Origin of the sequence: Allokutzneria oryzae, assembly GCF_042429765.1 — a bacterium.
GTDB classification, from domain to species: domain Bacteria; phylum Actinomycetota; class Actinomycetes; order Mycobacteriales; family Pseudonocardiaceae; genus Allokutzneria; species Allokutzneria oryzae.
The window spans coordinates 491,803-513,631 of sequence record NZ_JBHLZU010000027.1 but is presented as its reverse complement, the minus strand read 5'-3'; the positions used below and the strand labels follow the sequence as shown (position 1 = coordinate 513,631).

Below are 21,829 nucleotides of genomic sequence, written 5' to 3'. Positions count from 1 at the left end.
CGCATCAGAAGGCCACCGCCTCGCGGCGGAGGAGGCGGCGGAGGAGGACCACCAGGACGGTGATGACGGCGAGGGTCACCATCGCGGAGGCGGAGGCGTAGCCGAACTGGTACTGCGGCGTGCGCCCGCCGAAGGTCGAGCCGTAGACGAACAGCGCGCTGTTCCAGACGCTCACCGTGGGCATGTCGTTGGTGTTGCCGCCGAAGGCGTAGATGAACTCGAAGATCTTCAGCGAGGAGATCGTCCAGATCACCGCGGCGGTGGCGACCACGTCCCAGGACAGCGGCAGTGTGACGTGGCGGAACCGTTGCCACGCCGAGGCCCCTGCCAGCGCGCAGTCCTCGTAGAGGTCCGGCGGGATCCGGTCGACACCCGCCATGATCACCGTGGTGTAGAAGCCGGTGTTCACCCAGATCAGACCGATCATGATCACGCCGAACAGGTGGTCGCCGAGCCAGTTCACCCCGGTGCCGCCGGTCAGCGCCGCCCAGGCGGAGTTGACAAGGCCCTCCGGCGTGCGGAACAGGAAGCCCCACAGCACCGACAGCACCAGCGGCGAGATGATGTACGGGAAGAACAGCACCGCGCGCACGAACCGCTTGCCGCGCATGTCCCGCAGCACCATCGTCAGCCCGAAGCTGATCGCGAAGGTGGCGCCGCCGACCACGACGAGGATCAGCAGCGTGTTCACGAACGCCGACAGGAACGTCGAGTCGCTGAACAGGATCTCGTAGTTCTCCAGCCCGCGGGACTCCATCTCGCCGACGCCGTCCCACTTGTGGAAGCTGATCCACAGCGACGCCAGCGCCGGGCCGATGAAGAACACCACGTAGATCACCAAAGCGGGCAACAGGAACGGCCAGAACGTGCGTCGCCGCCGCCGGGCGAGCGCCCCGCCCGCGGCCACCGAGCGGCGCGGACGCCCCAGCGGGACCGCCGTGACGGCCACTAGCGGTTCTTCTTCCAGTAGTTGGCCTGCCGCTCGGCGAGCTGGACCAGGAAACCGTCCACATCGGACTTGCCCTTCACCAGCTGGTCGTTGGCCGGGTAGAACGCCTCGTCGACGTAGCCGGGGTAGTCCGACTCCAACCCGTCCAGCGGGCGGGAGACCGGCAGCTCCGCCGTGGCCTTGGCCAGCCCGGTGAGCTCCGGCGGCGCGGGAAGGGACGGGTTCGGCGTCAGGTTCTTCGCCTCGGTCGCGATCTTGCCGAGGTGTTCGTCCTTGAGGAAGTACGCAATGAACTTCTCGGCGGCCTCGGGGTTCTTGGCACGCTTGGGAATGGTGAAGCCGAGCGTGCCGACCGGGATGTTCTGCCGCGCGCCGGGCAGCGGCACGAACTGGTAGGTGAAGCCCTGCTTCGCCTTGGCCCCGGTCTCACTCGGCGCCCAGCTGCCCATCAACAGGAAGTCAGCCTGCCCCTGGGCCCACTTCTCTTGCACCGCGGGCCATTTGCTGCCGTCGAAGCCCGGAGCGAAGTAGCCCTTCCGCGACAGGTCGCGCACCTCGGTGAGCACAGCGCGCACCTCCGGGGTGTCCCACGCCTTGCCCGTGCGGTCCTTGGCCAGCTCCGAGACGCGGCCGGGACCGAGCGCGCCCTGGAGCACGCCGACGGTCCAGTACGCGTTGTAGTAAGGGATGTCGCCGTCGAGCGCGATCGGGCTGCGGCCCTCGGCCTTGCTCTTGGCGAGCAGCGCGGTGAGCTCCGGCCAGGTCTTCGGCGGGCTGGCGGTGACGGCGGGATGCGCGGTGCCGTCGAACCAGAGCCCGTGGCCGATCACCTCGTACGGCACCAGGAACGGCTTGCCGTCCTTCTTCAGCGTGCCGAGGTACTTGTCGGAGACGACCTGCGAGACCTTCTTGCCGCTGCCCGGGACCTCGGCGGCGAACACGCCGCTGAGGTCGCGGAACGCGTCGGCGCCCACCAGGGTCGCGCGGATCGGGTTCTCCTCCTGGTCCACCAGGTCCGGCAGGTCGCCGCCGCGCAGCGCGGGCGTGACCTTCTTGAGCACCTCGCGCCCCTGCCACTGCACGCTGACCTTGACCCCGGTCTCGGCCTCGAAGGAGCGGACCGCGGCGGCGAGCACCTTGGCCTGCGGCTCGGTCTCCTTCCACATCGACCAGTAGGTCAGGGACCGGTTGTCGCCCCCGCCGCCCGCGGAGCCGCCGCACCCGGCGGCGGTCAGCGCCAGCGCGCCGGTGACCAGGACCGCCAGCACTCGGCGCGGGGATGTCGAAGCACGCAGGGCCATCGTCGCTCCCGGGGTCAGCTGCGCGAAAGGTTGCGCAATTTCGCTCATATTTGCGGCGGAACGCGCAGTAGTCAACACCCGCGAGTCTCGCTTCGAGCACCCCTGAACACCCGGGAGCGGGCTCAGACCCGGATCACCTCGATGCCGCGCTCTTCGAAGCGCCGGACGTCCTCCACCGCCGCTCCCACGTCGGTGACCAGCACGTTCATCTCCTCGACGCCGCAGATCCTGGCGAAGGCCCGAGCGCCGATCTTCGAGGAGTCCGCGACCACCACGACCTTGCGCGCACGCGCGGCGAGCAGGCGGTTGATGCTCGCCTCGCCCTCGTGGTGCGCGGCGGCGCCGAGCACCGGGTCGATGCCGTCCACGCCGAGGAAGGTCACGTCCACCGTGAGCTCGTCGAGGATCTTCGTGCCGAGCGGGCCGATCAGCTCGTAGGACTGCGGGCGGGCGACCCCGCCGGTCACCACCAGCTTGACCTGCGGCCGGACCGCCAGCTCGTTGGCGATGTTGAGCGCGTTGGTGACCACCGTCAGCGCCGTGTCCGAACCGGCCTCGTGCAGGTCCGGGCGGGTCGCGAGCGCGCGGGCCACCTCGGTTGCGGTGGTACCGCCGTTGAGCCCGACCACCGATCCCCTGGTCGCCAGCGCCGCCGCACGGGCGCCGATGCGCTGCTTCTCGTCGGCGTGGCGCACCGACTTGTAGCGCAGTGGCAGGTCGTAGGACACCGCGTGCGCGACCGCGCCGCCCCTGGTCCTGGTCAGCAGCTGCTGACCGGCCAGGTGGTCCAGGTCGCGGCGGATGGTGGCGGCGGAGGCCGACAGCTCCTCCGCGACGTCGTCGACCTCGATACGCCCGCGCTCGGCGAGCAGTTCGAGCAGGGCGTTCAGCCGCTCATACCGGTTCACAGTGGACATGATCGCGCATTCCGCTCTCGACGGTGACGCACCGGTCGTGCACTATGGTGCTTGATTTCCGCCATTTTCGCGCAGTAATGCGCAGACCTTGCTCGGAGGCCGCACGTGACTGAGCCGCCCTTCGTCGTCACCGAGATCGCCAGCCAGCCGGAGTGCTGGCGCCGCGCCGCCGGACTTGCCGGCGGTCTCACCGGTGAGCTTCCCGCCAGCGGCGGGCACGTCGCGGCCGTCGGCTGCGGCACCTCGTGGTTCATCGCCCAGGCGTACGCGTCCCTGCGCGAGGCGGCAGGGCACGGCCCCACCGACGCGTTCGCCGCCTCGGAGTTCCCCACCGGGCGCACCTACGACCGCGTCGTGGCCATCACCAGGTCCGGCACCACGACGGAGGTGCTCGCCCTGCTGCGCGAACTGCGCGGCACGGTGCCGACGCTCGCGCTGACCGCCGACCCTGCGACGCCGGTGATGGACCTCGCCGACGACGTGGTGGTGCTCGACTTCGCCGACGAGCGCTCGGTGGTGCAGACCCGGTTCGCCACGACCGCGCTCGCCCTGCTGCGCGCCAGCATCGGCGAGTCCCTGGACGGCGCGATCGCCGACGCCGAGCGCGCGCTGGCCTTCCCGCTGGCCCCGGAGCTGCTGGAGGCCGAGCAGTTCACCTTCCTCGGCCGCGGCTGGACCTGCGGGCTCGCCCAGGAGGCGGGCCTGAAGATGCGCGAGGCGGCGTGCGCGTGGACCGAGGCGTACCCGGCGATGGAGTACCGGCACGGCCCGATCAGCATCACCGGCCCCCGGCGCGTGGCGTGGATGCTCGGTGAGCCGCCCACAGGGCTGGCCGACGACGTCGCAGCGACTGGCGGGCTGTTCCTGGCCGCCGACGGCGACCCGATGGCCGAACTGGTCAAGATCCAGCGGCTGGCCGTGGCGATCGCGCGGGCCAGGGGGCTCGACCCGGACAACCCGCGCCACCTGACCCGCTCGGTGATCCTGGACGACAAGGCGGCGAGCTGACGTGCCGCTCTCGCCGACCGGCCCCATCGTCGAACCCGCAGCCCGCTCCGGCCGAGGTGTCGGCGCGTTCAACGTCATCCAGCTCGAACACGCCGAGGCACTGGTCACCGGCGCGGAGCGGGCGGGCGCCCCGGTGATCCTCCAGATCAGCCAGAACTGCGTGCGCTACCACGGCGCGCTCGAACCGATCGGCGAGGCGACCCTCGCGCTGGCGCGGCAGGCGCGTGTTCCGGTCGCGGTGCACCTCGACCACGCCGAGGAGGTCGCGCTCGTCCGCGAGGCGGTCGCGCTCGGCTTCTCCAGCGTCATGTTCGACGCGTCCGCACTGGACTACGCGGACAACGTCGCCAGGACACGGGAGGTCGCGGCCTTCTGCCACCGGCATGGCGTGTTCGTGGAGGCCGAGCTCGGCGAGGTCGGCGGCAAGGACGGCGTGCACGCCCCCGGCGCGCGCACCGATCCCGGCCAGGCGCGCGAGTTCGTCGAGGAGACAGCGGTCGACGCGCTCGCGGTGGCCGTCGGCAGCTCGCACGCGATGCTGACCAGGGACGCGTCGCTGGACTTCGAGCTGATCTCGCGGTTGCGCGCGTCGGTGCCGGTTCCGTTGGTGCTGCACGGTTCCTCCGGTGTCCCGGAGGCGGACCTCACCACGGCGGTCGAGCACGGCATGACGAAGGTGAACATCGCCACCCACCTGAACAAGGCGTTCACCGGCGCGGTCCGGGAGTTCCTCACCGCCAACCCATCCACAGTGGACACGCGGAAGTACTTCGCTGCCGGGCGGGAGGCGGTCGCCGCCGAGGCCGCGAAACTGCTCGGCGTGCTCGGCGCGGCACCGTGATCCTCACGGTCACGCTCAACGCGGCACTGGACGTCACCTACACCGTCGAGCGGGTGGTCACCGGTGAGTCCCACCGCGTCCGGGGAGTGACCCAACGGGCGGGCGGCAAGGGGATCAACGTCGCCAGGGTGCTGCGCACACTGGGTTCTCCGGTCCTGGCAACGGGTCTCGCCGGTGGGGACACGGGGCGCTCGTTGCTCGACGAGCTCACCTCGTCCGGTATCCCGCACGAGTTCGTCCCGATCGACGGCGAGTCGCGCAGGACGGTCGCCGTCGTGAGCGCGAACGACGGCGAGGCAACGCTGTTCAACGAGCCGGGGCCGGAGGTCAGCGCGGCGGAGTGGACCGCGTTCGTCGAGCGCTTCCGATCCCTCGCGAGCCGGGCGAGCGTGGTCGTGCTGTCCGGCAGCATGCCGCCGGGCGTCCCAGAGGACGGTTATGCCCATTTGGTGTCCCTTGTGGACGGCAAGACGATCGTGGACGCGTCCGGTCCAGCGCTGCGGCACGCGGTTGCCATGCGTCCCAACGTGATCAAGCCCAATGCCCGCGAACTGGCCGAGACGACCGGCCACAGTGAGCTGGCGCCGGGGATCAGCTCGCTCCTGCGGGACGGCGCCCAGGCGGTGGTCGCTTCGCTGGGCCCGGAAGGGCTGCTGGCAGCGACGGAAGGCGCGTCGTGGCGGCTCGCTCCGCCGGCGCGGCTGGCCGGAAACCCCACGGGCGCGGGCGATGCGTGCGTGGCCGGGCTCGCGGCGGGGTTGCTGGCCGGAGCCGACTGGCCGGCACTGCTCCGGGAGGCGGTGGCCCTGTCGGCTGCGGCCGTGGTGCACCCGGTGGCGGGCGGTGTCGACGCGGACACCTACGCGCAGCTTCGCGCAACCCTGCCCGGAGCCCGGAAAGCGCTCTAGGAAGCCGAAAACTTTTTCGATTCCGCCGAACGAACCCTGGTGATCTCGCACATTGATGTGCAAACCTGCTTGAAACTTGCTCATTCCGCTCATCTTCACTCAGGAGTTGCGATGGAACAGCACGGGGTGTCCAGGCGGTCGATGCTCGGCGGGACGGCGGTCGGGCTCGGCCTCGCGGCCTTCGGCGGCGGGCAGGCCGGAGCGCGCGAGCAGCTGCCCGCCGGGATCGGCGAGGACGAGCGCTCCTGGCCGAAACCCCAGGGGCGCAGCATGATCGGCGTTCCGTTCGAGCCGAGGCAGACGGTGCGGATCGGCATCGTCGGGCTGGGCAACCGGGGCGGCGGCATGCTCCCGCTGTTCCTCGCGGTGCCCGGCGTGAAGATCACCGCGGTCTGCGACACCCGCCAGGAGACCGTGGAGAACGCCGTCAAGGTGGTGCGCGCCGCCGGTCAGCCCGAACCCGCGCGCTACGGCAGGACCGAGCGCGACTACGAGAACATGTTCCGGCGCGAGGACATCGACTTCGTCTACATCGCCACCCCGTGGGAGTGGCACGTGCCGATGTCGATCTCCGCGATGCGCAGCGGCAAGCACGTGGGCGTCGAATGTCCTTTCGCCACAACGGTCAGCGAGCTGTGGGAGCTGGTCGACACCTCAGAGCGCACGCGTCGGCACTGCATCCAGCTGGAGAACTGCTGCTACGGCCAGAACGAACTGCGCGTGCTGCGGATGGCCAACGCGGGGCTGTTCGGCGAGCTGCTGCACGGCGCGGGCGCCTACATCCACGACCTGCGCGAGCTGCTGTTCTCCGACACCTACTACGCCAAGGAGTGGCGGCGCGCCTGGCACACCAAGCTCAACGCCGACCACTACCCCACGCACGGCCTCGGCCCGGTCGCGGCCTACATGGGCATCAACCGGGGCGACCGGATGGTGCGGATCACCTCGATGGCAACGCCCGCGCTCGGCCTCGCGGACTACCGCAAGGACCACGAGGAGCCGGGTGATTCGTCGTGGAAGGAGCGCTACGTCAAGGGCGACACCACGATGAGCCTGATCCAGACGGAGAAGGGCCGCCTGATCCGGCTCCAGCACGACGTGTCCAACCCGTACCCGTACAGCCGACTCAACCAGCTCGCGGGCACCAAGGGCGTCTTCGAGGACTACCCGCCCCGGGTGTACCTGGAGCCGAGGTCCAGCGGGCACACGTGGGGCAAGTTCGACGACTACAAGTCCTACGACCACTGGCTGTGGAAGGACATCGGCCCCGGCCCCGGCGGGCACGGTGGCATGGACTACCTGATGCTCTACCGCACGGTCCAGACGATCCGCCTCGGCCTGGTTCCGGACATCGACGTCTACGACTCAGCCGCCTGGAGCGCTCCCGTGGCGCTGAGCGCCGAGTCACTCAAGCGCAACGGCATGCCGATCCCCTTCCCGGACTTCACCCGAGGCCGCTGGCGCGAGTCCCGCCCCGGCCTCGACTCCCCCAAACCCTGACCCCAACCCGGCCATTCGCGGGCTTATGGACCTCTCAGCGCTCCCGAGGAGGTCCATAAGCCCGCGAATGGCGAAGGGGGTGGCACCCGGCGGAGCCGGTGCCACCCCCTTGCTGTGTGCTGGGATCAGCTCAGAAGCGGAGCGTCCAGGAGTCGATGGTGCCCGAGTCGCCGCGGGCCACGTCCTGCACCCGCAGCTTCCAGGTGCCGTTCTTGGCCTTGTTGCCGACGTTGACCGTGTAGGTCTCGTTGACGTTGTCGGCGCTGTCGTACGCAGCGGAGTTCTTGACCCGGTAGGCCGTGTTGTCCGGCGCGATGACGTCGATCACCAGGTCGCCGCGGTAGGTGTGGGTGATCTTCACCTCGGCCTTGACCGTGGTGGTGTTGCCGTCGCAGCGGGCGACGACCACGGGGCTCTCCACGGTCTTGAGGTCACCGATGGCGACCGGGGCGGTGCTGGCCGCCGCGTCGCAGGTGGGCGGAGGGGTGGTGCCGCCGCCACCGACGAACAGCAGCTTGTTCGGGGAGCCGGCGCCCGGGTTGGTGACCTTGCCGTTGGTGGCGTCGGCGACCAGCTTGTCGCGGACCTGGGCCGGGGTGAAGGTCGGGTTCGCCCCGAGCACCAGGGCCGCGGCACCGGCGACGTGCGGGGACGCCATCGAGGTGCCGCTGATGGTGTTGGTCGCGGAGTCGCTGTCCTTCCACGCCGAGGTGATGCCCACGCCGGGCGCCCAGATGTCCAGGCAGGTACCGAAGTTGGAGAACGTCGCCGACGCGTCGGTGTTCTGCGTCGCGCCGACCGTGATCGCCTCCGGGGTGCGGGCGGGCGAGGTCGTGCACGCGTCCTGCGGACGGCCGAAGATGTCTCCGTTGCCGGCGGCGAGGGCGAACGGGATGCCCTTGGCGATGGCGTTCTTCACCGCGGTGTCCAGCGCGTCGTTCGCGCCGCCGCCGAGGCTCATGTTCGCGACGGCCGGCTTGACCGCGTTCGCCGCTACCCAGTCGACACCGGCGATGACCTGGGCCCAGGTGCCGCTGCCCTGGCAGTTGAGCACGCGGACGCCGACGACCTTGGCGTCCTTGGCGACGCCGTAGCTCGACCCGGCGACGGTGCCCGCGACGTGGGTGCCGTGACCCTGGCAGTCGTCGGTGTTGTCGTCGTTGTCGATGAAGTCGCGGCCGGAGCGGGCGCGGCCACCGAAGTCCTGGTGCGTCTGCCGCACACCGGTGTCGATGATGTAGGCCGTCACGCCCGCGGCGGACGGGTAGGTGTAGGACTTGTCGAGCGGCAGGTCACGCTGGTCGATGCGGTCGAGCCCCCAGGACGGGGGGTTGGCCTGCGTGCCGGAGATGCGCACGGTCTTGTTCTGCTCGACGTAGTCCACGTCGGGGTTCGCGGCCAGCTTCTTGGCCTGCGCCTCGGTCATCTCCACGGAGAAGCCCTGGATCGCGGTCGAGTAGACCAGACCCACCTTGCCCTCGTACTGCTGCGCGAGCGCCCCGGCCTCGGAGTTGACGGCGGCCGCCGTCCGCACCTTGTCCTTGAGCACCACGATGTAGCTGTTGGCCACGGCGTCGACGCCACCGGCGTTGCGCACGGCGCCCTCAGCCGGTGCGGCGGTCGCGGTGGATCCCAATGCCACCAGGCTCATCGCCAAGGTGGCGCCGAGCACCGAAGCCGCGGCGAGCCGCGACCCGGTCCTGTGCTTGCGAGTCATTTCGCGGTCCTCTCTCCTCCATGCACGTCCGGCGACCCCCATTCGGGCCGCCGAGCAAGGAAAAGCGCACGTCCTACCCACCGACAGGGGTTTCTGCCGGCAGGGCCTAGGAAACGGAGTACTGATCACAACGTCCGCGCGAACGTAAGATTGATGTTATGCGCGGTTCACCAAGCCCGTACAGACATGGATTTCAACAGCTTGACTGCGCTATAAGTAAAAGTTTCCCGAAATTCGCCGGGAAATATGTACACAGAGAACTCGGCGACTTTATCGCAGGTGCACACCGGGGTCGATAGGCCAACAAGCGCCCCAGACTGGACCATGCCGCCCACAACGAAGGAAGGGCCGGTTAGACCGAAGCGCTCTGCGACCAAAGCCCCTGCTGAGGGCCCTGATGCCGACAAGGTCCTGAATGCAGACGTTGCCACCTGGGCCGATACCGCGACCTCGCACCGGGCCGCCAACTAGATCATGACACGAACAGCCCACAGCACGCGCGAAACCGGTCATAGCCCGTTCCACACTGTCCTCCAGACGGAACTCACCCGCATCTCGGTGGCACGCCCCGACCGGAATCCGCCCGTTTGTCGTAACGCCACCGAGGCGCGATTCGCGCCGAAACCGGCTTGAGACCCCGGCGAGGCCCGAACGAGATCCGTGCCGAGGCCGGAACGCGGCACCCCACTCGGCACGCTATTCGCGCAGACCGAAACGTTCCCGACAGCCGCACACCCGACCGGCTCAACTCTCCCGAACGTGGGGGCGGAGCCCGGCCCCGGCGGGCTCAGTGGAGCCTGACGCCCGTCACCGGGGGTATGCCCAGCGAACGGGCCAGTCGTCCACCTCGGCGGCCTCCCGGGTACCGAGGCGGCAGAACACCGTCGCCGCGGCATCCCACGCCCGCCGCGCCCGCTCGTGGTCGCCCGAAACCGCATGCGCCGCACCGAGGTCCCGCAGCGTCCGCGCCCGCCACACCGGCAGCCTGATGTCCTCCCAGCCCGCCAGCGCCTGTTCCAGGTACGACAGCGCACGCCCCGGCTCCGCCATCTCGATGTAGCACTCACCCAGCGTCCGCCGCACCAGTGCCACGCCGAAGTTGTCGTGCAGGTCGCGGCACCCGCTCAGGCAGTCCAGCAGCATCGGCTCGGCCTCCTCCGGCCTGCCCTGCCGGATCCGCACCTTCGCCAACGCCTGCGCGGTGTAGCAGACCAGCAGCGCGTCGTCGACGGCGAGCACGATCTCATGGGACCGCGAGCAGTACTCCTCGGCGCTCGCCCAGTCACCGGACGCGCGGTGCACCAGGCCGATTCCCCGCAACGCCAACGCTTCTCCTCGGTCGTTGCCGACGAAGCGGTACATCTGCGCGGCCTGTTCGAGCGTGCGCAGCGCCGCGGTGTCCTCGCCGAGCTCGCGGTAGGAGTAGCCGATGCCGTACAGGGCGTGCGCCACGCCCTCCTCGTCGCCGTGGTCGGCGAGCAGCCTGCGCGCCCGGTTCAGCGCGGGCAGGGCCTCCGAGTGGTCGGCGAACTCGCGGCTGACCATGCCGATCCCGTTGAGCGCCACCGCTTCCCCTCTGCTGTCGCCGACCTCGGCGAACAGGGAGAGCGCCGTGCGGAAGTGCTCGCGCGCGGTCTCGAAGTTGTCGCGCTTGTAGTACATCTGCCCGAGACTGCATTCGAGGGCGGCCTCACCGTGGCGCAGTCCGGCGCGGCGCAGCGCGGCGAGGGCGGCGCGGTGGGTCCGCTCCCAGCCGTCGTAGCGGTTGCGCACCGCGAACCAGGAGAACACCAGCGCCTCGGCGAGACCCGCTGCCAGCTCGGCGAGGTCGAGCTCGGCCGCGCGTTCGACCGCCGTGATCAGCGCCGCCTCCTCCTGTTCGAACCAGATGTCGGTGTCCGCGGTGCGGCTGCGCTTGGAGGGCACCGAGTTCAGGTCGGTCTGGCACAGCCGGGGCACGGCGGGCGGCAGGTTCTCCACCATCGAGTCCACTGTGGACAGCAAGGCGGCGACGGCGCGGCGAACGCCGTTCCTGCGAACGTGCTCGTCGTCCTCCAGCTCCGCGCGCTCGCGGGCGTGGATGCGCACCAGGTCGTGCACGCGGTAGCGCAGCGGCTCGGCCGGTTCGCTGATCACCTCGACCAGCTGCGCGTCCACCAGCCGCTCGAAGATGTCCTCTGCGTCGTCCTCGCCGACGTCGAGCAGCGGTGAGACCAGCCAGCCGGGCAGGTTGGAGTAGCCAAGCGCGCCGAGCAACCGGTACGCGGCGCGGCTGCGCTCGTCCAGCCCGAGGTAGGTCACGGCAAGGCCGGTGCGCACGGCAAGGTCCCCGACGGAGAGCTCGTCCAGCCGCTGCCGTTCGTCGCGCAGCCTGCGCAGCAACCGGGACACCGGCCAGTGCGAGCGCGCGGCGAGCTTCGCGCCGGTGATCCGGATCGCCAGCGGCAGGTAGCCGCACAGCTCGACGACCTCGGTCACCGCGTCCGGCTCGGCGTGCGCGCGGCCGTCGCCGAGGATGCGGGCGAACAGGGTGCGCGCGTCCTCCGGCGGCAGCACGTCCAGGGACACCCTTGTCGCGCCTTCGAGTCCGGTCAGCCGCTGTCCACTCGTGACGATGACCAGGCAGCCCGCACCGCCGGGCAGCAGCGGCCGCACCTGGGTCTCCCCCGCGGCGTCGTCGAGCACCACGAGCACCCGCCGTCCTGCGAGCTCGGCCCGCCACAGCGCCGCGCGTTCCCGCAGTCCCTCCGGGATGCGCTCGCTCGGCACCCGCAGCGCCCGCAGCAGCGTGTCGAGCACGACCTCCGGCGCGGCCGGGCTGTGGTCGGCGGACTGGCCGTGCAGCTCGACGAAGAGCTGGCCGTCGGGATAGCGCTCGGAGAGCCGGTGCGCCGCGCGGATCGCCAGCGCGGTCTTGCCCACCCCGGTCGGACCGTCCAGCCACCACACCCGCAGCGCCCCCGAACCGTCCTGTGTGGACTCGGTGAGCCTGCGCAGCTCGCGCTCGCGGCCGGTGAAGTCGTGCACGTCGCGGGGGAGGTAGTTGCGGGTGGAGCGGTCGTTCCCGTGGTGCGCCTCGCCGCCGTAGTCCCGGTAGCCGCCGGCCCCCGGGCGGCCTTCGAGGATGTCCAGGTGCAGCCGTTGCAGATCCGGCCCCGGCTCGATGCCCAGCTCCTCGGTGACCGCGCGCCGCGCCTCCTGGAACACGCGCAGTGCCTCCGCGCGGCGGCTGCAACGGTAGAGCGCCGTCATCAGCTGGCCGCGCAGCCGTTCTCGCAACGGGTTGTCGGCGACGAGCGCGGGCAGCTCGGTCGCCAGCTCGGCGTGCCTGCCGAGGGTGAGATCGGCGTCGACGCGTGCCTCGATCGCGGCGAGGCGTTCTTCCTCCAAGCCCGGGAAGAACCGCTCGCGCATCCAGTCCGAGCCCACGTCGGCCAGCGCCCGGCCGCGCCACAGGCCCAGCGCCTTGCGCAGCAGCTGCCCGGCCTGCGCCGGGTCGGGCTCCTGCATCGCCGCGGCCACTCGTGAGCGGAACACGTGCAGGTCCACCTGTTCCGGGCGGACCTCCAGCAGGTAGCCCGGCGGGCTGTAGCGCAGCGACACCGACGGCAGCAGCTGGCGCAGGTGCGAGATGTGCACCTGGAGCGCCTTGCGCACGTTCGGCGGCGGCTCGTCCCCCCAGACCGCGTCGATCAGGCGCTCCGCCGGGGTGATCCGGCCCGCGTCGAGCAACAGCATCGCCAGGATCTGGCGGGACTTCGGCGGTGGCGGGTCCAGGCGTGCGCCCGCTTCCCAGACCTCGACCGGGCCGAGAATGCGAAAGTCCACCTTGGCCCCCCGTCCCGGACGGATGATGGCCAATTGTTGGGGGTGTGGCGCCGAATGTCTGCATCCGACTGTCGCAGCCATCACTAGAAAACTTGATACCGATGCCCGAAATGCCGGGCGAGGAGGCTCTCCCCGCCCGGCACGCCCCGGTGGGGTCAGGGGTGGCTGCCGCCGTAGAACGTCTTGGCGCTCAGCGTCCGCTTGACCTGGCGGACCTTGTTGTTCGAGTTCCCCTCGATCAAGGTGACGGAGCTTCCTGAAACCGATTTGACGATTCCGATGTGCGTGCTGGTGCTCGGGCTCGACGGTCCGGTGCCGAACAGCAGGACGTCGCCCTTGGTGGCCTTCTTGAGGTTGGCCTTGCCGTAGGACTTGCCCTTCTTCTTGCCCCACTTGTAGACGTCGCCGGTGAAGGCGTACTGCGGAATGCCCACCCCGGCCTTGCGCCAGACCCAGGTGGCGAACAGCGCGCACCAGGCGACGCACTGCTTGGAGTACTTGGTGCAGTTGCTGCCGTTGGGCTTCTCGCCGGTGCCCTTCTCCTTCTCCGCGATCGAGACGATCTTGTCCTTGAGCGCGGCGGCGGACACGTCCTCCGCCGCGGAGTCGTCGGCGGCGTCCGGCTGGGTGGCGGCGGCGCGCTCGGCCTCCTCCGCCAGGAACTCGCGCAGCTCCTCGCCCGCGAGCGGCGCGCCGTGCTCGTCGAGCACCTCCAAGACGGCGGGCGCGACGGTGTCGGGATCGAACGGCGCGGCTCCCGCCGGCGCGGAGACGGAGCTGACGGCGACCGCCGCGCTCAGCCCCACAGCGGCGAAACCACGAATGACGCGCAGGAAAACCTTGTTCTCCATGGCTGCATCCCCTCATCGAATGCCCAGCGGCGGCAGGGTTTGCCACTGGGGCACCGCCACGGTCTCCCGTGGCCGTCCCACAGTGCTCCCGCCGCCCTAAAAGCCGACAAAGGCGCGGTTAAGGCCCGAGGTCAGAGGGTTTTTCGCGTCACAGCGCCAGCGAGCGCACCAAGGACGGCAGCTCGGCCGAGCGCAGCAGGTCGGCGGAGACCTCGGCGCGCTGGGCGATCAGCGCCTCCAACAGCTGTCCGGAGTCCCACACGTTGACGTTCATCGCTGCGGTGACCCGCCCGCCGGAGAGCCAGAAGGCGATGAACTCCCGCGCGTCGACGTCCCCGCGCACCACCAGCTCGTCGCTGGGCCGCGCCACCCCGCGGAACTCCATGCCCAGGTCGTACTGGTCGGAGAAGAAGAACGGCACCTCGGAGTGGACCACGTTGTGCCCCAGCATGTTCCGCGCGGCGACCGGCCCCTGGCCGTGGGCGTTGGCCCAGTGCTCGACGCGGACCTTCCTGCCCAGCAACGGATGCCGGACGGTCGCGACGTCCCCGGCGGCGTAGATGCCGGGCGATGAGGTCTCCAGGTGCTCGCCAACCACGATTCCATCCTCAATGGACAGTCCGGCCGCGCGGGCGAGCTCCACCCTCGGCCGCACCCCGATGCCGACGACCACCAGGTCGGCCTCGACCAGGCCGCGATCGGTGCGCACGCCGGCCTCCACGATCTCGGTGACGGTCACTCCCGTGTGCAGCTCGACGCCGTTCTCCGCGTGCAGGTCGCGGAACACCTCGCCCATCCGCACGCCGAGCACCGTCTGAAGTGGACTGCCGCGGCGTTCGAGCAGTGCCACCTTCCTGCCGAGCCGCCGCGCGGAGGCGGCGACCTCGGTACCGATCCAGCCGCCGCCGACCACCGCGACCCGCTCCGCACCGTCCACGGCGGAGCGCAGCGCCTCGGCGTCGGCCATGGTGCGCAGGTAGTGCACGCTCGGCCGGTTCGCGCCCGGCACCGCCAGCGGCCGCGCGGTGGCGCCGGTGGCCAGCAGCAGCCGGTCGAAGGCGATGCGCTCGCCGCTGACCAGCACGACGTCCCGGTTCTCCCGGTCGAGCGCGGCGACCCGTTCGCCGACGCGCAGCTCGATGTCGTTGTCGGCGTAGAACTCCGCCGGGTGCACCCACGGGGCGGCGGCACCGCGCTCGCCCCGGAGGAACCCCTTGGACAGCGACGGCCGGTCGTAGGGGCGCCGGTCCTCCTCACCGAGGAGCACGACCCTGCCATCGAAGCCCTCGGCACGCAGGGTCTCGGCGGCCTTCGCGCCCGCGAGCCCCGCCCCCACCACCACGAAGATTCGATCGCCACCCATGGGTGAACACCATGCAGCCAGGACAATCAAACGATCAACTATCTCGGGCCGGAGACACCTGTCAGGGTGACGCCCGGGCCACGCCTGGACCGCCGCGCCGCGGTTACCTTGCGTAAATGGCGGGTTACTAGGGTGGCGGGGGTGACACAGGGGCAGGGAGGCCAGAGATGGGGGCGGCGCACCGTGCTGGAGCCTGAGATCGGTCTGGTCGGCCGGGACGCCACCGCGGCGCTGGTGGAGTCGCTCATCGACCGCAGGACGCGGGTCCCGCTGCCCGTCGTCGTCGCCTTCGGCCCAGGCGGCAGTGGGAAGACGATGCTGCTCGACCACGTCGAGCGGCGGTGCAGGCCCAGCGTCCCGCTGGCGCGGGTGGACCTGGACGAGACCGGCTCGAAGTCCTGCCGCGACGTGCTCGACGTCGTGTTCAACCAGCTGCGCCGGTACTCCCACCCGCAGTTCGGCCGGCTGCGGCTGGCCCGCTACGAGCTGGCGCGGGCGGTGCTCTCCGGCGGTCCGCCCGCCGACACCGACCCGCTGCGCGCCGCGCGCGAGCTCATCGCGGGCAACGCCCGCGCGCTGCCCAAGGTCGCGGACGCGGTCAGCACGGTCGCCGAGGCCAGTCCCGCGCAGTGGCTGGGCAAGCTGCTGGGGCCGGTCACGCGCTGGCTGGTCACGCTGGCCGCCGTCCTGCCCTCCTGGCTGCGGTGGCTGCTCGCCGGGCACCGCCAGGCCGCGGTGCTGCGGTGGTACGAGAAGGAGGCCGGGCAGCACCTGCTGGGCATGAGCCCCGGCTGCAAGGTCGACGCGGTGATCTCCCAGCTGTGGCACCTGGTGGACAGCGAGGAGCGCCGGGACCGGGTGGCGCTGGACCGGTTCCTGGTCGCCGCGTTCACCGCCGACCTGGCGGCGGCCTACCGCTGGCGGCGGCACCGCAAGGTCAACTGCGTGCTGCTGCTCGACGGCGCGGACCTGCTCTCCCCGGTGGAGCTGAACCTGTTCCCGCCCAACCGCCCCGTCCCGCCCGCGCCGCCCGCGGACGTGGTGGAGCTGTTGGCCGAGGCGCGGTTGCGCCATCCGGACCTGCCGCTGCTGGTGATCGCGACCAAACAGTCCACTCCGGACGTCGAGGACGTCCCGCTGCCGCCGGAGCTGGCGGGCGAGTACGGCGGCGAACCGTCCCCTGTGGACACCGCGCGGGCGCTGTACTGGGGCTGGCGCCGCCGCTTCGAGCGGCTCAAGGGGACCGGCAGCGCGTACCTCCCGGTCCGGCTGCGCCCGTTCAGCCAGGAGGAGACCGGGCAGTTCCTCTCCGAGTGGACCCAGCGGCGCGCTGGGACGGTGGAGCGCTCCTCCCTGGTCGCCGAGCTGCACGAGGTCACCCACGGGCACCCGCTGGCCGTGCGGCTGGCGATCCAGGTCGTCGACCGGCGCTACGCCCGCGACCGGGTGGTCCCTCCGGTGCGGTCGGTCTTCGCGCAGCGCATGCCGCGCTCGCAGTCCGACGCCGAGCTCACCGAGACCGTCGGCGAGTACCTGATGCTGCGGTTCCTGCAACGGTTCCGGGACAGCGACCTCTCGCAACGCACGCTCACCAGGCAGCTGCTGGCCCGGCTGGCCGCGCCGCGCAGGCTGGACGTGCAGACCATCCGGCTGCTGGTCCCCGACCGCGACGCCGACGAGATCTGGACCAGCCTGTCCACCTACAGCTTCGTCACGCTCAGCCCGGACTGCGGGCACCTGGAGTTCCACCCGCTGCTGCGCGACCTGCTGGCCGAGGAACTGTTGCGCACCAACGGCAACGTCGACTTCACCCACGACCAGGTGCACCGAGTCCTTCGCGACTACTACGGGCGGCTCGGCAAGCACGCCGACCGGCTCTACCACAGCCTCGCGCTCGGCGACACCCGCGCGGTCGCGCTCTACCTCTCGCCGCGGATCGCGCAGTGGCACGGGCGCTGGGCCGCCGAGCTGGAGGCGATCGCCGAGGCTCCGTACCGCGACGACGTGGACACCCCTCCGCTGCGAGCGGGACTCGGCTGGTTCAAGGGCCCCAGGGTCCGCCGAGTGGAGGAACTGGTCCGGGCCACCTGGCGGTTGCGCTCGCGCACCGGGACCGCCGTGCGCGGCGGAGAGCTCTTCCACGACGTGCTCGACGGATACCGCTCGCTCAACGCCGACGACGACCCCTCGGTGGCCCGGCAGCTCGCCCGATACCGTGCCCTGGTGCATGCCTCGCAGGACGGCAAAGCCGCGAAACCGTTACGACAGCTGCCCGAGTACTGCGCCGGAACCGGCAGACACCCCTACCCCAGGGTGTGGCCGCCAAGACACGCGATCCGCAAGTCGCTCGCGATGACAACCGTTGTGCTGCTTGTGCTCTACGGCGCGGTCTACGTCAGGCACGCGCTCGTGCACTGCGACCGCGAGGGCCCGCTGGCGTTCGGGACCGTGGCTGGCACACTGCTCGACGACAGCGGCGTGTTGTCCAATGTGGACGGTGAGTGCGTCGGGGTCACCAGCGGCTCGGGCACCTTCCTCGCCGACGAGAGCACCGCGGGCGACGACGACCGCGAGGTCGCCGAGCTGACCAGGCTGATCCAGGTCCAGAACGACCAGGTGCTCAAGCAGGCGGGCGGGACGAACGGGCGGCCGTACGTGACCATCGTGGTGGCCACGATGCTCAGCTCCACCGAACGCCCCAAGCGCGACCTGTCCGCCGGCGTCAACGAGCTGCGCGGGGCCTACCTCGCCCAGCGCGACTGGAACCGGTTCGGCACCTCCACCCTCCAGCGCGGGTTCCTCATCCGCCTGCTGCCAGCCAACTTCGGCGGCGACTCCGAGCACGCCGAGTACACCGCCGCGCAGATCCGCAGGCTCGCCGAGTCCGATCCCACCGTGATCGCGGTCAGCGGCATGGGCCAGACCCGCGACGCCACCGTGCGCGCCGCCGAGCTGCTCGGCACCGCGACCGACACCTGGGCCGGCATCCCGATGATGGGCTCGGCGCCGTCGGGCAACACCTTCAGCGGCAAGCCCTACTTCTTCCGCGTCGCCCCGACCAACTCCCGCCAGGCGCAGGTGGCGATCCAGTGGGCGGTGACCGCGCGGCCCTTCCGCGGCCGCCAGCCGTTCCTGGTCTACAACCCCACCGACCGCTACAGCAGGGAGCTCAAGGAGGACTACCAGCGCGAGCTGGAGAAGGAACAGCTCAAGCCGGAACCGGAGCTGCGGCCGGGGATCGAGAAGCCCTACGAGGCGGGCAAGGCGGGGACCGCGAGCACCCTGCACACCAGGGTCCAGGAGATCTGCGAGGAGAACCCGCCGGACCTGCCCGGCCCGATGATCGTCTACTCCGGACGGGCCAACGAGATGCCCACCCTGCTCGACGAGCTCAGCCGCAGCTCCTGCCGGGAGGAGGCGATCGTCCTCGGCGGTGACGACCTGTCCCAGCTGGAGACCGCCGGGTTCCGCGACCTCGCCGGCCGGGAGAACTACGCCGACGAACGGCTGTTCTTCACCACCTTCGGCCCCACGAAGGAAGGCTGGGAACAGCGCGGCAACGGCAAGCTCGACCCCGAGGTGGAACGGTTCTTCGCCGACCACGCGGCCGTGGAGAAGGAACAGCGCGCCCACAACGGCCCGGCGTTTCGATCAGGACCGAATGGTCATGTGATGCTGTCCTACGATGCGGTACACCTGCTGCTGGCCGCCACCGAGCGCGCGCGGACCGATGAGCACGGGGTGCCCAACCGGCATCAGGTCTACCAGGCACTGCGCGAGACCACCGGCACGCTGGTCTATTCCGGGGTGACCGGGAAAGTCGACTTCGGCGCGCCGGACCGGGCCTTGGGCCGTGGTGGGGCCAACCCGAGGGACAAGCTGGTCGTGGTTCAGGAGGTTGTGAAACAGGACGGCCATCTTGTTTCGTCCTACCTCACCAGCCATGGCCGCTGACCCGCTAAGGTCCTCCACCACCAGCACGGCTCTCACCGTGCGTGACCGGATTCCCACTAAGCGGGACGATAGCGATGCGTCACCTGGCTGATATCGAATTCGGCGATTTGATGGAGTATTTCCCACTGGGCAGTTTTCTAGGTATTTATTGACGGTGTCCCCCACCGTCGCGTGGCGCCGGGACACCGGAGAAACCCACCACGCCGCGGAGGGCTCGTGCTACGCATACGCTTCGGACCCGACGATCTGCCGCGGATCCGCTTTCTGGTGTCTCCACTGGTCGAGACCTTGCTCAGCGTCCGGGTGCTGGCCCAGGCCGGCGGCGGCGCGGAGTTCGGCCGCTGGCGGCGCAGGCTGGCGGAGCTGACCAGGTCGGACTCGCTGACCCTGCTCGACCTGGTCCCGCAGGACCAGCCACTGAGCACCGCCCTGGTCACCGCGCTCGGCGAGCGCACGTCCTTCGACCGCGAGCTGCAGGACCTGGCGACGCACTGCGAGCAGCCGCTGCACCGCCACCTGCGGACCATCGACCCGCGCTCGGTCAGCGCGCCCAGCTGGATGTGGCACTCCGGCGGCCGCAGCGGCACCCGCATCCTGCTCACGGTGCTGCGCCGCTACCACGAGACCTGCCTGCAGCCGGACTGGGCGAAGCTGCGCGCGCACCTGGAGGCGGATCTGGCCGACCGGTCAACGGTCCTGATCGCCAACGGAACGGAGCGGCTGCTCAGCGGCCTGCACCCGTCGATCCGCTGGCGCGCACCGGTCCTGGAGCTCGCTGCGGCGCAACGGTCCGAAGTGGACCTCGCGGGCCGCGGGCTCGTGCTGGCCCCCTCGGCGTTCCTGCCGGAGGGACCGCAGCTGATGCGCGACCTCAGCGGGCAGCCGATCCTGGCCTACCCCACCAAGGCGCGGTTCTCGCCGGACGTGCCGTGGTCGGAGGACCCGCTGCGCTCACTGGTCGGCCAGACCAGGGCGGCGATCCTGCGCGGCCTCGGCCAGGGCGGCTCGACCACCCAGATCGCGCAGCGCGTCGGCGTCAGCCTGAGCCGGGTCTCCGAGCACCTCACAGTGCTGCGGCACTGCGGGCTGATCGCGACCGCGCGCCAGGGCCGGTCGATGTGGCACGCGCCCACGGCGCTCGCGCAGCAGCTGCTGAGCACCACCACGACGCCGTCGGTGTCGCGCAGGACGCCGGCGCCCACCGCGCCGCCCGCGCTGGCAATCGCGGCGGACTAGTTTTCGTAACAGCGTTAGAGCGCGCTAACGGGCTAGGAAAAAGGAGACGGGGCGCCCGGTCGGGCGCCCCGTCTCCTTGTGTTCTGCTTGGTGCCCTACTTGCAGGTGGCAAGCATGTCGCGAAGCGCGGACTTCTCCGTGTCGGTCACGTTGAGTCCATAGACCGTCTTCACCGTGATCCAGTCCTTGGCGTAGCCGCACCACGCCTCCCGGGCTGGCGGCTTCCACTGCGACGGGTCCTGGTCGCCCTTGGAGCGGTTGGTCGCCGCGGACACCGCGAGCAGCTGCGGGTTCACCAAGTCGTTGGCGAACTCCTGACGGCGCTGGTCGGTCCAGGTGTCCGCGCCGGTCTTCCACGCGTTGGCCAGCGGCACCGTGTGGTCGATGTCCATGTCGCCGGCGACGGCGAACTCCTTGCCCTCGTAGCGGCTGAGCCACTTGCCTGCGGTCGCCTTGCAGCTGTTGTCGGTGACGACGCTCCTGCCGTCCCGCTTGAGCACCGTCTCCCGGGTGTCGCACTTGTCGCCCTGGCTGATCCAGTGCTTGAACTTCTCCCTGGAGTACCCCTTCATCGGGTGCCAGGCCGCAACGGTGAGCCGCTCCAGGTCGGCGCGGCTGCGCGCGGCGGAGCCATCGGTGGACGCGGCCCCGGTACTGGTGCTGGTCCCCGGTGAGCCACCGGTGGGCTTGGGGTCGTCCATGAACAGCGCGGCGGCCCCGGAGACCACGGCGATCACGGCAAGCACTGCGGCCAGAATCCAGCGCCCTCGGCTCACGCCAGTTCCTCTCACACGACATCAACGAGCGCGCAGATCATGTCGCATCATCGGCGTGCGCGGTCGGCGACCCTCCGTGGTGAGCCGGAATCAAGTCCGGTTCGCGTGGTCCAGCAGCTCGCAGACCCCGTTGCCGACGACGGCCAGCGCGACCAGGCCCGCGGTCGGCAGCACGCCGAGGGTCGCGGTGGTGACGGCGAGCCCCGCCCCGATGGCCACCAGCATCGGCGTGCCGCCGGAGGCGGGCCTGCGGTGCAGCAGCGACCGGAGGGCGCGGACCGCCCTGCGCAGCGCCGGGCGGCGGGGCGCGTGCGGGGTGACGGGTTCGGGGACCAGCGAGAGCCGCGCACGGTCGGAGCGCACCGGGACGGACCGTCGCCGCTGCGCGCGCCGGGCCGGGAGCGGCTGGGGCACGGGGAAGGCGATGTCGTCCAGCAGTGCGGCTGCGTGTGGGCTCAACGTGGTTCCTCATCGACGAGCGGTTGTGCGCGCGGAGCGGACCCGCAAGAGCAGTCCAGTCCGACCAAGTGGATCTTGACAGGCCAAAGCGGACTGCGCCAGAGCATCGATAGGTTGACAGAGAGCGACGAGCCCCCTGCCAGGCACGATTGTGCGCCCCTGGCAAAGATCACCCTTTCGAGTGAGTGCGCTCACCCGGCGAGGCGTGGCATACGGCCTAG

The 21,829-nt window shown here is 70.6% G+C and carries 15 protein-coding genes; 6 read left to right on the top strand and 9 right to left on the bottom strand.

The annotated features are described in order from the left end of the window. Positions 1–4: 4 nt before the first annotated feature. The 3 genes from ACFFQA_RS32665 to ACFFQA_RS32655 all read right to left on the bottom strand — a co-directional run bounded on the left by ACFFQA_RS32665 (position 5) and on the right by ACFFQA_RS32655 (position 3,158). Positions 5–949, bottom strand: a complete 945-nt coding sequence (locus ACFFQA_RS32665; RefSeq protein ID WP_377860663.1) for a carbohydrate ABC transporter permease — start codon at positions 947–949, stop codon at positions 5–7. After that, the gene (locus ACFFQA_RS32660) at positions 949–2,250 is read right to left on the bottom strand and encodes an ABC transporter substrate-binding protein (protein ID WP_377860661.1); all 1,302 of its coding nucleotides are present in this window, start codon (positions 2,248–2,250) and stop codon (positions 949–951) included. The genes ACFFQA_RS32665 and ACFFQA_RS32660 overlap by 1 nt, the downstream gene beginning before the upstream one ends. Before the next feature lie 122 nt (positions 2,251–2,372). Then, complete coding sequence (locus ACFFQA_RS32655) at positions 2,373–3,158, bottom strand: DeoR/GlpR family DNA-binding transcription regulator (RefSeq protein ID WP_377860659.1); 786 nt, start codon at positions 3,156–3,158, stop codon at positions 2,373–2,375. 114 nt (positions 3,159–3,272) lie between these two features. On the opposite strand from ACFFQA_RS32655, the gene ACFFQA_RS32650 reads away from it, so the two are divergent. The 4 genes from ACFFQA_RS32650 to ACFFQA_RS32635 all read left to right on the top strand — a co-directional run bounded on the left by ACFFQA_RS32650 (position 3,273) and on the right by ACFFQA_RS32635 (position 7,424). After that, entirely contained in the window at positions 3,273–4,175 is a 903-nt protein-coding gene (locus ACFFQA_RS32650) for an SIS domain-containing protein (RefSeq protein WP_377860657.1), read from the top strand. Position 4,176: 1 nt separating this feature from the next. Beyond that, positions 4,177–5,016, top strand: a complete 840-nt coding sequence (locus ACFFQA_RS32645) for a class II fructose-bisphosphate aldolase (protein ID WP_377860656.1) — start codon at positions 4,177–4,179, stop codon at positions 5,014–5,016. Next, on the top strand, positions 5,013–5,924 hold the full coding sequence (locus tag ACFFQA_RS32640) for a 1-phosphofructokinase family hexose kinase (RefSeq protein WP_377860654.1): 912 nt from the start codon (positions 5,013–5,015) through the stop codon (positions 5,922–5,924). Before ACFFQA_RS32645 ends, ACFFQA_RS32640 begins: the two co-directional genes overlap by 4 nt. A gap of 111 nt (positions 5,925–6,035) precedes the next feature. Next, the gene (locus ACFFQA_RS32635) at positions 6,036–7,424 is read left to right on the top strand and encodes a Gfo/Idh/MocA family protein (RefSeq protein ID WP_377860652.1); all 1,389 of its coding nucleotides are present in this window, start codon (positions 6,036–6,038) and stop codon (positions 7,422–7,424) included. Positions 7,425–7,554: 130 nt separating this feature from the next. On the opposite strand, the gene ACFFQA_RS32630 is transcribed toward ACFFQA_RS32635, so the two are convergent. From ACFFQA_RS32630 to ACFFQA_RS32615, 4 genes are all read right to left on the bottom strand, one after another. Then, positions 7,555–9,141 (bottom strand): S8 family peptidase, encoded by a 1,587-nt coding sequence (locus ACFFQA_RS32630; protein ID WP_377860650.1) that lies wholly within the window; start codon positions 9,139–9,141, stop codon positions 7,555–7,557. A gap of 807 nt (positions 9,142–9,948) precedes the next feature. Continuing rightward, a complete protein-coding gene (locus ACFFQA_RS32625) occupies positions 9,949–12,969 on the bottom strand; it encodes an AfsR/SARP family transcriptional regulator (RefSeq protein ID WP_377860648.1) in 3,021 nt (1,006 codons plus the stop codon). A 155-nt stretch (positions 12,970–13,124) separates the two neighbouring features. Then, positions 13,125–13,820 carry a CHAP domain-containing protein gene (locus ACFFQA_RS32620; RefSeq protein ID WP_377860646.1) on the bottom strand — a complete coding sequence of 232 codons (696 nt, stop codon included), beginning with the start codon at positions 13,818–13,820 and terminating at the stop codon, positions 13,125–13,127. Positions 13,821–13,968: 148 nt separating this feature from the next. Beyond that, positions 13,969–15,183, bottom strand: a complete 1,215-nt coding sequence (locus tag ACFFQA_RS32615; RefSeq protein WP_377860644.1) for an NAD(P)/FAD-dependent oxidoreductase — start codon at positions 15,181–15,183, stop codon at positions 13,969–13,971. Between the two features lie 141 nt (positions 15,184–15,324). Between ACFFQA_RS32615 and ACFFQA_RS32610 the strand changes: the two genes are divergently transcribed. Both ACFFQA_RS32610 and ACFFQA_RS32605 read left to right on the top strand, forming a co-directional pair. After that, positions 15,325–19,137 (top strand): type 1 periplasmic-binding domain-containing protein, encoded by a 3,813-nt coding sequence (locus ACFFQA_RS32610; protein WP_377860642.1) that lies wholly within the window; start codon positions 15,325–15,327, stop codon positions 19,135–19,137. 216 nt (positions 19,138–19,353) lie between these two features. Then, entirely contained in the window at positions 19,354–20,373 is a 1,020-nt protein-coding gene (locus ACFFQA_RS32605; RefSeq protein WP_377860640.1) for an ArsR/SmtB family transcription factor, read from the top strand. Positions 20,374–20,468: 95 nt separating this feature from the next. On the opposite strand, the gene ACFFQA_RS32600 is transcribed toward ACFFQA_RS32605, so the two are convergent. Continuing rightward, complete coding sequence (locus ACFFQA_RS32600; RefSeq protein WP_377860638.1) at positions 20,469–21,149, bottom strand: HNH endonuclease family protein; 681 nt, start codon at positions 21,147–21,149, stop codon at positions 20,469–20,471. 90 nt (positions 21,150–21,239) lie between these two features. Continuing rightward, on the bottom strand, positions 21,240–21,608 hold the full coding sequence (locus ACFFQA_RS32595; RefSeq protein ID WP_377860636.1) for a hypothetical protein: 369 nt from the start codon (positions 21,606–21,608) through the stop codon (positions 21,240–21,242). Between the last annotated feature and the right edge of the window lie 221 nt (positions 21,609–21,829).